Genomic DNA, 12,861 nt, shown 5'->3' with positions numbered 1-12,861 from the left:
CTGGTTATACCTCAAGATTTAGAGCATAGTTCACCGAAAAATAATTGAATTAAAGAGATCTATTAAGCTGATACTTGGATACTAACTTAGATTGCTTAAAAAGTGGCTTAAAAAGCCTACTTTGCCAGGCCCAACCCGTTATCAATGAGGCTAAAAAGCTATAAATATTAAAACTTAGCAAAAAAGTATATCCTAAATTTGCGCCTAATACTAGGGTGAGAGATATTATTTCGATAATATATTGTTTATTAAACCTATTTTTACGCAGTTTGTAAAATACAAATCCAATCACAGCTAAGGCTAAAGCTATAGTGGGAGTAATTACCAAACCCCCAGCTATAGCTACAGGTAAGGCAATAGAAAGACTTAGTATACCAGCAATTCCTAAATAGAATGGTCTATTACTCCTAAGAATACAGCGACGAAACAATGGATTACATCCTTCTTCAATTTGAATTCCTGGAAAAGGATGGTTTTCAATTCGACAACGACGGAGAGTAGGATTACTGTTATTATTAATTTGCACTCCTAGACTAGTATTAGCATAGATGTCGCAGTCTTCTAGAGTTCCTAATCCATTGTCTGTAATCCCAATTCCGAAACTTTTACCATCATAAATACGACAGCGACGGAGCGTGGGATTGCTACCTTTATCAATAGACACTCCTAGACTAGTATTACCATAGATATCGCAGTCTTCTAGAGTTCCTAATCCATTGTCTGTAATCCCAATTCCGAAACTTTTACCATCATAAATACGACAGCGACGGAGAGTAGGATTGCTACCTTTATCGATCTGCACTGCTGAATAAGTATTACCATAGATGTCGCAGTCTTCTAGGGTTCCTAATCCATTGTCTGTAATCCAAATTCCGTTTTGTTTATCATCATAAATACGACAGCGACGGAGCGTGGGATTGCTAGCTTTATCGATATCAACTCCTCGATAAGTATTACCATAGATGTCGCAGTCTTCTAGGGTTCCTAATCCATTGTCTTTAATCCAAATTCCGTATCCTTTCCCATCATAAATACGACAGTTACGGATAGTGGGATTGCTAGCTTCAGAGATAACCACTTCTTCATAAGTATTACCATAAATGTCGCAGTCTTCCAGGGTTCCTAATCCGTTGTCTATAATCAAAATTCCGAAACTTTTACCATCATAAATACGACAGCGACGGACCGTGGGGTTGCCACCTGTATCAATAAACACTCCTGGAGCAGTATTGCCATAGATGTCGCAGTCTTCTAGGGTTCCTAATCCATTGTCTTGAATCAAAATTCCGATTTGTTTACCATCATAAATACGACAGCGATGGATCGTGGGATTGCTACCTTTAGAGATATCTACTCCTGAAGCAGTATTGCCATAGATGTCGCAGTCTTCTAGGGTTCCTAATCCATTGTCTTGAATCGCAATTCCGATTTGTTTACCATCATAAATACGACAGTGCCGGATCGTGGGATTGCTACCTGTATCAATAAACACTCCTGGAGCAGTATTGCCATAGATGTCGCAGTCTTCTAGGGTTCCTAATCCATTGTCTGTAATCCAAATTCCGGTTTGTTTACCATCATAAATACGACAGTTACGGACCGTGGGATTGCCACCTGTATCAATAAACACTCCTGGATAAGTATTGCCATAGATATCGCAGTCTTCTAGGGTTCCTAATCCATTGTCTGTAATCCAAATTCCGGTTTGTTTACCATCATAAATACGACAGCGACGGATCATGGGATTGCCACCTTTATCGATCTTCACTCCTGAATAAGTATTGCCATAGATGTCGCAGTCTTCTATTACTCCTTGACCATTATCTTGAATCTGAATCCCGTTACCTTGTCCATCATGAATACAGCAGCGACGAATAATGGGATTTGCTTTAGAATCACAAATAACTATACCACAGTCATAGGCGGTCATATCACAATTTTCAAGGATTAACTGTCCCTTGGGGACACACACACCTACAGTGCATTCTCGCAAAGTTAAGCCTCGCACTATTGCATAGTCTGTTTGCATCAGAATGCAGTTCAGATTAGTGGCCTCAATAACAATATCGGAGACTTTCCCATCTCCTAAAATTTCTAGAGATTTATCAATAACAATGCTTTCTCTATAAATCCCTGGCTTTACTAAAATTATGGTTTCAGGTTGGGCATTTTTAATCGCCTCCGCAATTGTTGTGTAGTCAGCCCTATCCGATTTAGCAACAACTACAGTTTTCTTTGAATATAAATTACTTGTCACAGTCTAAAAGTATTTAACGATTCACTGCTAGTTCCCCTAAACAGACCCAAAAATAGTAAAGTCCCACTAGCCAAAAAGTTTGGTCAAAATTTCCACAGAAGGATCAACTTCCAGCCACACTGTAGCTCCACAATCCTTGGGACAATTAGGTTGATAAACTAACCGAGACGGTCCTTTGATTTCCACATAATGACCGTAGGTGTTGCGATTACCTTGTTTGACGGTTAGGACAGGCTCGTAGGTGTCGTTCTTTTTATTTTGCCTAATGACGTTCTGGTTGACATGAACGTAAGTGGCCACCTTTTGGAAACCTCTTCTCCAGGTTCCCTTTGGTCCACGGCGACCGGGACTGACCTTGGGCAAGCCGTTAAATAGGGGAATTTGCCAAAATCTGCCAACTTTTTGAGCACCCTTAATTCTGCCATTTTTGAGAAGTTGACGGACTCGTTGGACACAAATTCCTAGAAGAAAAGCTGCTTGGGTAGTTCCGACTACGGTCATTTTTTTTGCTCCTTTAATTAGCGCTATACTTATAATAACACATTATTTCTGTATTTGCCAAATTTTTACAAAAATTCATAAAGTGATACCGGAAATTTAAATAGCGCTACTCTTTTAGGGGTTGTAAAGAGTATATGGGATGATTAGTGTTGATGGCTATACTATAGCGCTAATTTAATTTTGGGATTCATGGAAGCTATACTATAGCGCGAACCTTATTCAGGGCTTACGGGGTGTATAAAGTAATTGGATTTAATCTTTTTTTAAAATAGCGCTATATTTATTTCGAGCAAAAATTATCTAGCGCTATTTTTATTTCAGTTAGCTTACTATAACGCTATAGTTTGCGAAAATTTGGTGATCAAATTTTTTTTACTAGCCCTACCCTTTTAGAAGAGTTAAGGGTTGTATGGGTTGATTAGATTGAATTTCACACTTAAACTAGCGCTATAGTAATTGAATTGAACCATGGACAAACCCAGTTTATTGCCTAAGTTGCCCATGGATGTTATTAATTGCTTAAGCAAAATCCTCACCGTTTGCCTTAACTGATGATTCCGACACTGCTGCTACTATAGACAAGCTAACAATAGGAGCAGTGATAGCTCGGAGAATACGACTTCCTAGAGAAACAGCGATAAATCCAGCAGCAGTGGCTTGTTCTAGCTCTTGAGTTGTCCAACCACCCTCAGGTCCGGTAGCAATGACAATGCCAGGATGTTGAGCAGGGTCTGTTTGGCCAGTATCCAATCCTAATCGTAAATCTAATAAGCAATTGAGTAGATGGGGAGCCTTTCCCCGAGCTACACAAATATAGCGATAGGCTTCTAGGGTTTCCGGTAACTGAAGACTATCGGAAAAGTCAACAGGGTCAAGAATTTTCGGTACAACTTCCCGTTCTGATTGCTCTGCTGCTTCTTGGGTAATCCGTCGCCACCTCTGGAGCTTTTGAGGGCTAGGATTGAGTAAAGTGCGATCGCTTTTCAACGGCACAATCCGAGTCACTCCCAACTCCGTTGCCATCAGACAAATTTGCTCAAATCCACTCCCTTTAGGCATAGCCGCCATCAAGGTTACCTGTTTAGGCAATTCCGTTTGAATGTGCTCAGATGCGACAATTTTAGCTTGAGTCAAATCACCTTCTAGCTCGCTAACGTACCAGCCACCCTCTCCATCCATAGCAATAAAGCGATCGCCCTTTCTCAGCCGCAACACTCTAATTAGATAATGCTGTTGGGCATCAGTTAAAACAATCCCTTGGTCTTGACACTGTGTAGGTGATATCACCAAGCGTTGGATACTCATTGCTTTTGCTACAGTTGTAGGGAACTCTGGATCACAGACAACGACAGATAGCAGAGTGGGACTTTGGAGAATAGTTTTCGACTGTTACTAATGCTCGATTAGCCATTACTCCTTTGTTTTTCAACCTCCAACCTTCAACCTCCAACCTTCAACCTCCAAACCTCCAACCTTCAACCTCCAAACCTTGGCCTTTGGCCACGCTACGCGAACAACCTTCAAACCTTCAACCTTCAACTTCTCCACCAACTACCACATTCCGAATCCTTAAACTTGGTCCTGCACAGCCTACAGCTAAGCCACTTTGTCCACCTTTACCACAGCCACCGGATTCATCCCAATAGAAATCATCACCAATAGCTTCAATATCAGCTAAGGTCTTGAACACGTTACCAGAAAGGGTGACATCTCGCACAGGTTCAGCAATTTGACCATTGCGAATCATCCAAGCTTCTCCAGCGCTAAAGGTAAACATTTCACCATTAGTCATACCTCCTAGCCAATTTCGAGCATAGACTCCTACTGTGATATCATCGAATAAGTCTGCTACTGGAGTAGCTCCGGGTCCTATCCAAGTATTAGTCATCCGAACAATCGGCGGATAGTGGTAATTGAGACAACGAGCATTACCAGTAGGGGTTTCACCTAATCTACCAGCAGTTTCACGGGAGTGAAGACGTCCAACGAATACACCATCTTTAATCAACTGGGTGGTAGTGGCTGGAGTGCCTTCATCATCGTAGAAATAGCTACCTCGGTGTCCTTGGGTCGCAGCTCCATCAAAGATTTGCAATTCTTTTGGGCCAAAACGACGCCCTATACTCATCACTTCTAGTAAGTCAGGATTTTCATAAGCCATGTCAGCTTCAGATAGGTGTCCAAAGGCTTCGTGGACAAACAAACCAGTAAGGATGGGGTCGATGACTACTGTATAATTGCCACCAGTTACAGGTGGTAATGACAAAGCATCGACAGCGCGTTGAGCTGCTCCATGGACTTGTTGATCAAGATTGGTTAGATCTTCATAGCCTTGGCGAGAACCAATGGTTTCTCTACCAGTTTGGACACTATCGCCATTACGAGCAGTAGCAGCAAAACGCATTTCCAGATCTGCCCAAGACTGCTCTATCAAGGTACCTTCGGAAGTAGCAATGATGATGCGTTGGTTAATATCCCCATACCGGACAGAAGTAGTAGCAATGCTATTGTCATAACTTCTGAGAATTTGATTGTAGCGATCGCATAATGCTTTCTTCTGCGCCAAGGGAATTTCCCTAGGGTCTGTACCAGTCAGGGGTAACTTACAAACATCCTGTATTGGTTCAATGGGAGCAAGGGTGGTTTCTTGATTACCCACAATCCTAGCTGCTGCGATCGCATCTTCGACTCGTTCTTTAATAGCGCTAAGCTGGTTAAAACTCGAAAAACCCCATCCTCCATTATAACATGCCCTTACTTGTCCACCGATAGACAGACCTTCACTCAGGGTTTCTATCTTGTCACCCCGTAATAAAATGCTAGTTCCTTCGGCTTCTTCTAAGCGAATGGCTAAGTAATCGACGCGGGAGCCATATTGAGCAATTAGGTCACAGAGTAAGTTTTTGGTATCGGTTAGGACAATGGGCATAGTAGAGGATATAGCAAATAACTATTCTATTGTGCAATGAGTAGGGTATCTAGTGCTATTGTAAGCATTCAGCCGTCAGCTATCAGCTTATGTTCTTTGTTTTACGTGAGATGATGTTAAAACTTACAATATTATAGCACAATTTACCCCTTAGATTCTTCAACATAAGCAGCAAGGTAACCCTCAACCCTAGTCACTTCAATAATATTGACTACTTGTGACAATTCACACTATTCTCCAGAAGGAGCATCAACATCTCAATACCAAATCATAACTATTAACAATATTGATAATCATAACAAGAACCAAAAAACTACTGAAACCAATAATATTATTGCTTACCCCTTGATTTAGTCTCTATTATATTATATAGCACTACGCATTCAGATGTTTGACATTCATAAACTCCGAAACTTAGTCATAGCTTACTTTTGACTTCTGACTTCTAACTTCTGACTTGCGCGTAGCGCTATACTTCCCGATTTTTCTGGCCACTATCCCAGAATTATCACTAGGTTTCAGCAAGAGATTGAGGGCGAGTGCTATTAATAATCTGTGACAGAATACCGAGCAGAGCCTCTAAATTACCAATAAAGTGTTCTTCTGACTCAATATAAACCGAATTTTTGACCAATTTCATAAATTTCCAGAGGCTGCCAGTTGTTACTCCACCATAGATAAACGGAATAGGATTATTTTTGTGCTCATTAAAAATTTGAGCAGCAACCATTTCAGCAATACACTGAGGGATAGCGGATTTAAGGTTATCGTTTTTTGCTTCAACTAGAATAGCAATGGGAGCAGTAACATCCAACTGTTCAGGAGAATGACTAATGATAAAATCACACCTACCGTTTAGCCCTTTACTCTTATCAATAGTAAACTCTGTCCCAGAGAAAAGGCTAATTTTACGGTTAAATTGCTTGCGAATTTCAACTAAAATAGGAGCAACAATCAATTCAGAGCGGGCTTTTTCGGTATCGATTTCCAATCCTAGAGGAAGGTTTTCTTCCAAAATCTCGTTTAATAAAGGGCTAGGAGTAACTGGTTCAACTGATTCAAATAAATTAACTCGTTCTTGAATCGATAGGTTAAATTTATTTTTGAGTGTATCTAGAGTAAATTCACTGTAAGACATTGTATTAACTATATAGATTTGATTTATATCTATATACAGATGTTTTTTATCGGTTTAGGGAGAAAGTGATGGGTTAATGGGAGTAGGGAGTAGAAAGTAGGGAGTAGAGATAGGGAGTCAGGATTCATAACTCATAAATTTGACGTATTGTTAAGGGGAGTATTGTTGCCAAAAAAAAATCGGATTACTAGATGGGATTACTAGATGGGATTACTAGATGCGTTCGCGTAGCGGCTCTGAAAGAGCATCGCACTCAGCTTGTAGAATAACAAAATAGTAACTAATTATGGTAGCATCAACATTAGTTTGTCAGGTAGCAAAAATTATCTCTTTAGAATACTGGCTTAAGGATTACCGGAATAATACCAAATAGGTAGAGGGAGAATTAGTTAAAAAAAACGGTATCACCTTAAAGCACAGTCTAATTCACGCTAAACTCCCCACTTACTTGGGTAATAAACCATGAAGCTTCAACAAACTAGCTATCATTATCGACCTCGACAATCTCAGTATATTCAAACTGATTTGGACTACGCCTTACCAAATCATAACGATTTCCAGCTAGCTCAATAACATCTTCTTCACAATCAGACTTAGGAGAATTGTAAGTCAACACATACTCTTTACCAAGAAAAGGAAGTATCTCATCAGCCACTTCTCCTCGCCACTGAGTCTGAGTCACTAAAACTACTAATTGATTCGCCAGTCTAGGTAAGATATTAGCAATTCGCCGACGATAGATTTCATCCAAGCTTCCAAAGGGAGAATCCATTACAATAGGAAAAGTACTACTATCAGGTCCCATCAGAGAATGCTCTTGACTCCAATCCCTAACTCGGTCAATAATTCCGCCGATAAAGGATAAACTTAGAATCTGATTTTCTCCCGTAGACGCAGCAACTAGATTTTCTTCTCCAAGAGTACTTTCTACTAAGGTTAACTCATACTTATCACTCAACTTAGGGATATAGGGTGTAAAAGAAATTGAGATAAATATCTCCTGGACCCGCTTCTCCAAAGAAGTACGAAACTGAGTTTCCAAACGTTCCCTCACTTCAATTAACCGTTCAATAGAATCTTGAGCAGCAGCAATCCGTCGCTGTATCAACGCCTGCTTACTTTCATTCATTTTGTGCTTAGCAATCTGCTTATCCTTTAAGTCAATGTCTGTATCCAACTGTTCAAGTTGTTGTTGATTCCCTCCTTGTTCTAGAGTTAGCTCCCGAATCCTAGTATCTATCTCATCTAATTGTTGTTGGAGCAGACTGATATCCTCATCGGGAAAGTTACGTAACTTTTTCTTGATATCATCTAGTTGGGTCTCAATTCTAGAAAGCTCAGTTCTTCCCTGAGCAATAGTATCTTGTTGTTGGTCAACATCCTGCCAAAACTCAGGCACCTGTTGGTTAATTTCATCAACCTGGGAACCCATCCTTATTGCGGTTTCTTCCACTTCAGCCATTCCGGCTTTATCCATCCAGGCTGCTACTTGCTGATGAGCATGAGTTCCCTCAGTTAATTCTACACCACAGATACAGCGCTTGTGTTTAAGTAAATCCCCAACAAATTGCCGCTTAATTCCAACAGGTAATTCCCCTCTTTCGGTGATTAAATCTTTGACAATTTCTTGAAAAGTTGAGCTTACCTCTGAGAGCAGCACGGTATAGCCACGAGTTGATATAGCTCGTTTCAAAATATGTTGACTTTGTTTTAGCTGTTCTCTAATTAACTTTTCTCTAGCTTCTAGTTCATCCCGCAGCTGTTGTAACTCCTGAGCGCCACCGAGTTCTAATAACCGTTGACCAATTGTCTTCTTTAGCTCATCTTGATCCTCTAACTCCTGCTTGATTTCCCTTTGACGCTTGATTAGACTCTGGCTCTTCTTTTCCGATTTTCGCTGTTGTTTAAGCAATTGCTTAGTTTCAGAGTCACCAATTAAAGATAATTCATAGTCTAAGGTTTTTTTCGCTTCCCTTAAATGTTTAATGGAGCGATTTAAAACTTCTACCCCTAGCAAGGTCTTGGTTGCTTCCGCAACTTCTGACTTTTTATCGGAGCGTACCAGTTGTTCAATTCGTTCTCCATCAAAAAAGAAGTATTGGTGCAAACTAGCTGGTAAAATTTGACCAATAATATCCTCAGGTAGTTGTTGAGGCAATAACCAGCGTCCATCATCTCCAGCGATTTGGAGATACAATTCTGTGTTACCTTGCTCGACTCCTACCTCAGTTTTGTAAGTACGACATAGACGTTTGACTTGGTAGCGTTTATTATTGTGTTCAAATGCTACTTCTACCCAACAGTCTACTGGTTTATTGAACTGAGCTTCAGCAAGAGCTCGCTTATTCAGCAGTTGGTCTTCTGAAGCAAAAGCAGCACTAAATCTCTCATAGAGTACCCACGAAAAAGCATTCAGGATGGTAGTCTTACCAGCACCATTATTCCCATGAATAATCGTAGTGTTTCGCTCGCCACTAGCTAACACAATCACGGGAGTCTTACCATAAAACTGACGAAAATTACATAGCTGAATCGATAGCAGCTTCATAAGTCTTCGCGGCTTTCGTCCCCATCCCTCTACAGGGTGGGTACGAAAGCCGCGCCTCCAATTAGTGGTTTACAATTAAGCCCGTTGAACGTTTTAGGAGTCGGACTTTGCGGGCAGTGAATTGTCCTATCCGCTTCCAATCGATATCGCTAACGGAAACCTGTTTTGCTGTTCCGCCGCTCACCCAACCACGGGTTACTTTTCCGGCTTTAACAGCTTCAACATAATCTCCTTTGCGAAAACCATGACTAGTAGTTGTTCCACCATATTTGCGCCGTTTTCCACCTTTAGAAAATTGCAACAGGTGTAATTGACGACGACTTATAGGAGCACGTCTAATAACAAAGAGTAAAGTGTTAGTTATATTGCAGTTTTCTGGAACACTCAATTTGCCTTTACTGTGATAGTAATTATTGCGCCGGAAGAATTGAGTAGCAGCTAAAGCTATCCCATCTACCGCATGAGTGTTGACTGACTGCCGACTTTTGTCGGTTTTGTCCTTGACTAGTCCTAACGCTTCCCTTTTTAGAGCAGTCTCCCAGCCTTTTTTTTGAGTGACTGGGGCTATTTTTTCTAGCTGAGATATTGACCAATATTGGCCTACCATAACAGGAGAAAAACCCTTGTTTCCCCTAGCCTTGACTATTTCATAAACGATGACTTTTACTGGGTACAAAAGACTAAGTTCTTTGGCTACTCTTTGCTCTAACTGGCGGTTTGCTCGAATTGAAGGAGGTACCTTTTTGCTTACTCTATTTGAGAATCGTTTTTGTTTATGAGACCTTTGCGAGTAAGGTACCTTGCGGTTTATTCGACGGCTTCTACGAGTTTTTCGCATCATTTGTCGAGTATCCATGCGCACGCGGACTTTGTTGTACGGCAACACTAAATGCCCTGTCCAAAGAGTGGCATTATTTGACTGAACAGCAATACCAGAAAACATTTTTCCAGGATCAATCCCAATAGCAATGTCCTGAGTTTGTTCTCCAGACGGTTGGTTGACTAACTGAACAGCAAAAACATTTAGATCGTTTTGGTAAATAACAGCTAAACCTTGATTAAGCCAACGCCGAGCACGAGAGGCTTTTGTAGGCATCAATGGTTTGCCATCAGGTGAAATAACTGGAACTCGTAGCATGGTGATAAACCTCACGAGAAAAGTATTTGGGTTGATTACCCGTCCCCTGGCCGTAGGCCACGCTACGCGAACGACCACCGAATCTAAGATGTCCTGTCTAACAGCAACTGACGACACAGTTTTGAAGAGATCCGGACTGGGGAAGCATCCGGATGTTCGTACCAAAATTCGGCTCAATGGTCTAGTCAAACACGGACAGTTGGTCGTCTACCCAAGCCCCAACCTAAGAGGATGGGGTTATTGACTGAACTTCTTCCTTGACAATTTTCAGGATATCATCATTAATATTACGGGGAGTTTTCATATAGAGTTTATCCTTTTCTGCCTGCAAGACTCGCTCTATAATTCGGCGCACTTCTAGGGGAGCAGTGATAATCGGCTCCTGGACATCATGGAGTTCATTCTTGCTAGGAGAATAAGTAGAATGTTTTTCAGCTACTCTTCTGGAAATGACTGATGTAGCACCACTGGTAGAGTATCTAAATGCCATAACCGTATTTTTTTTAAAAGCGACTAACCTTTCAGATCGTGTCCGGTTGTTTCGGTAGTATTCTTTGTTGTTGTTTGTTTTAGGAATCGGTAAGGGTGAATAGGGAATAGCTTGGTAGTAATCACACTACTTACCAATTCCCCATTACCAATTATCAATTACCCATGCTTTACAAGAGCGATGTTTCCGGACATGATACCATATCTAGGCTGATTAAATTTATTTTAATACTTTATTGTTTATTTATACTATAACCCAAAAATTTTGCAATATCTTAATAACGAGAGTCACCCAAAGCAGTACTCTATCTCTGTAGGTTTTTAGTTTTGGCTTGAAACCTGCCCACAATCACAGACAATCAACGATGAAAAACGCAATTACGGCCTTCGGATTTTCTCTATTCTCTTTAATGTTGCCCTCTGAAGCTAGGGCATATGATTTAGATTTTAGTAATCTTTATGTGTTTGGTGATAGCCTATCGGATTCTGGCAATTTGTTCAATATCAGTAAGGCAAGCAATCAGCTAAATCCCACCATTCCCATCACCCCCCAGAGTCCACCCTACTTTCAGGGACGTTTTAGCAATGGTCCTATCTGGGTAGATTATCTAGCAGATGCTCTGGACATAGAGGTGAAGCCATCTACTGACTTGTCCGTGGTATTACCGGAATCGCCGATACTTTCTCCAATCACTATCACTCCCGATGGCCCTCGGGTGAGTTTTTTCTTCAATGGTGCGACGACTAATCAAAGCGTAAACTTTGCTTTTGGTGGTTCTCAAGCCGGATTAGCTGGCCTTGGTGAATTCGGGGCGTTGTTACCGGGATTACTCACCCAAGTCCCAGGGTTTACCAATGACCTAATCCTATCTGATCAGATGGCTGACCCCAACGCCCTCTATATTCTGTGGTCAGGTGCTAATGATTACCAGAGTGCGGACCCTCCTAATCCTAACCAGGTGGTGAGCAATATACAGACAGCCCTGAACTCCCTGTATAACTTTGGTGCTCGCAATTTCCTAGTGCTTAACTTACCAGATTTGGGAAAGATACCTCAATCACTGAGACTAGATAGTGTATTATCGTCTGGCCTCACGGATTTGAGCGAGCAGCATAACTCTGTATTGGACTCCACCCTTAACGTTTTGAGGCAATCTTTACCTGACATTAACCTGATATCCGTTGATCAGTATGACCTATTTAATCAGGTTTTGACCAATCCTGGAAACTTTGGTTTCACGAATGTGACGGAAACGTGCTTAGATGGAACAACATTTATTGCCTGTGCTAATCCAGACGAGTTTTTATTCTGGGATGGCTTCCACCCAACGACAGCTGGCCATCAGATCATAGCGGAATCAACCTTAGCCGCACTGAAGTCCCAAGACAAGGCTAAGACTAAGTCTGTACCAGAACCAGTTTCTTCTGCCTCCTTAGGAGTGATAGGGCTTGCCTGGTTGCTTCGGAAACAGTTGAATAAATCCTGCTAGAGTTTACTATTAACTATAACACAGTGGCATCTACCCCAGCTGTCACCGTTGATACTAAATTGATACTTAATAGTTTGATACTACTATTGGTAAATTCTATGGGTAAATTTCTGTTAATCTTATCTGCGATCGCTTACCTGTCTCAGACTGCTATAGCTCAGACAAAACCAAGGCGTTGGGTCAGAGTCATGTCAAATGCTCAGACAGGCAATATCCACTACTTCGATATCGATTCTTTGGTCAGGTGCGGCTTGTTCTGAGTAGGAGCCTCCCTCACCGGGAGGGGTATGACTCAGGTAACTCGCGGGGAAAACCCCAAAAAGAGTTATAACTATTCATCTGGATGGCGGTGCAAACCCGACCCCTAGAAG

General features: G+C 41.3%; 11 protein-coding genes. 3 read left to right on the top strand and 8 right to left on the bottom strand.

The genetic code is table 11. From position 1 onward, the window contains the following. Window positions 1-49: 49 nt before the first annotated feature. The 7 genes from F6K51_RS11115 to F6K51_RS11085 all read right to left on the bottom strand — a co-directional run bounded on the left by F6K51_RS11115 (window position 50) and on the right by F6K51_RS11085 (window position 10,511). Window positions 50-2,257, bottom strand: coding sequence for a right-handed parallel beta-helix repeat-containing protein (locus F6K51_RS11115; protein ID WP_293020325.1), 2,208 nt, complete (start codon window positions 2,255-2,257; stop codon window positions 50-52). A 66-nt stretch (window positions 2,258-2,323) separates the two neighbouring features. Continuing rightward, on the bottom strand, window positions 2,324-2,758 hold the full coding sequence (locus tag F6K51_RS11110; protein WP_293020323.1) for a helix-turn-helix domain-containing protein: 435 nt from the start codon (window positions 2,756-2,758) through the stop codon (window positions 2,324-2,326). A gap of 519 nt (window positions 2,759-3,277) precedes the next feature. Next, window positions 3,278-4,063 (bottom strand): 16S rRNA (uracil(1498)-N(3))-methyltransferase, encoded by a 786-nt coding sequence (locus F6K51_RS11105; protein WP_293020322.1) that lies wholly within the window; start codon window positions 4,061-4,063, stop codon window positions 3,278-3,280. A 223-nt stretch (window positions 4,064-4,286) separates the two neighbouring features. Beyond that, on the bottom strand, window positions 4,287-5,687 hold the full coding sequence (locus F6K51_RS11100) for a TldD/PmbA family protein (protein ID WP_293020320.1): 1,401 nt from the start codon (window positions 5,685-5,687) through the stop codon (window positions 4,287-4,289). 511 nt (window positions 5,688-6,198) lie between these two features. Continuing rightward, window positions 6,199-6,825 carry a hypothetical protein gene (locus tag F6K51_RS11095; protein WP_293020318.1) on the bottom strand — a complete coding sequence of 209 codons (627 nt, stop codon included), beginning with the start codon at window positions 6,823-6,825 and terminating at the stop codon, window positions 6,199-6,201. 478 nt (window positions 6,826-7,303) lie between these two features. After that, window positions 7,304-9,373: an AAA family ATPase gene (locus F6K51_RS11090; protein WP_293020316.1), complete on the bottom strand. Its 2,070-nt coding sequence runs from the start codon at window positions 9,371-9,373 to the stop codon at window positions 7,304-7,306. A 61-nt stretch (window positions 9,374-9,434) separates the two neighbouring features. Then, window positions 9,435-10,511 carry an RRXRR domain-containing protein gene (locus tag F6K51_RS11085; protein ID WP_293020314.1) on the bottom strand — a complete coding sequence of 359 codons (1,077 nt, stop codon included), beginning with the start codon at window positions 10,509-10,511 and terminating at the stop codon, window positions 9,435-9,437. Between F6K51_RS11085 and F6K51_RS11080 the strand changes: the two genes are divergently transcribed. After that, entirely contained in the window at window positions 10,510-10,755 is a 246-nt protein-coding gene (locus F6K51_RS11080) for a hypothetical protein (RefSeq protein ID WP_293020312.1), read from the top strand. The genes F6K51_RS11085 and F6K51_RS11080 overlap by 2 nt on opposite strands. On the opposite strand, the gene F6K51_RS11075 is transcribed toward F6K51_RS11080, so the two are convergent. Further along, window positions 10,735-11,001 (bottom strand): hypothetical protein, encoded by a 267-nt coding sequence (locus F6K51_RS11075; protein ID WP_293020310.1) that lies wholly within the window; start codon window positions 10,999-11,001, stop codon window positions 10,735-10,737. The genes F6K51_RS11080 and F6K51_RS11075 overlap by 21 nt on opposite strands. A 364-nt stretch (window positions 11,002-11,365) precedes the next feature. Between F6K51_RS11075 and F6K51_RS11070 the strand changes: the two genes are divergently transcribed. Together F6K51_RS11070 and F6K51_RS11065 are read left to right on the top strand one after the other, a co-directional pair. Continuing rightward, window positions 11,366-12,490 carry an SGNH/GDSL hydrolase family protein gene (locus tag F6K51_RS11070; protein WP_293020308.1) on the top strand — a complete coding sequence of 375 codons (1,125 nt, stop codon included), beginning with the start codon at window positions 11,366-11,368 and terminating at the stop codon, window positions 12,488-12,490. Window positions 12,491-12,513: 23 nt separating this feature from the next. Next, window positions 12,514-12,750 (top strand): hypothetical protein, encoded by a 237-nt coding sequence (locus F6K51_RS11065; RefSeq protein ID WP_293020306.1) that lies wholly within the window; start codon window positions 12,514-12,516, stop codon window positions 12,748-12,750. Window positions 12,751-12,861: the final 111 nt, after the last annotated feature.

This window comes from Moorena sp. SIO3I8, assembly GCF_010692325.1.
Taxonomy (GTDB): Bacteria; Cyanobacteriota; Cyanobacteriia; order Cyanobacteriales; family Coleofasciculaceae; genus Moorena.
Note: the sequence above shows the minus strand (reverse complement) of the source record. Positions and strands in the feature narration are given on the sequence as shown.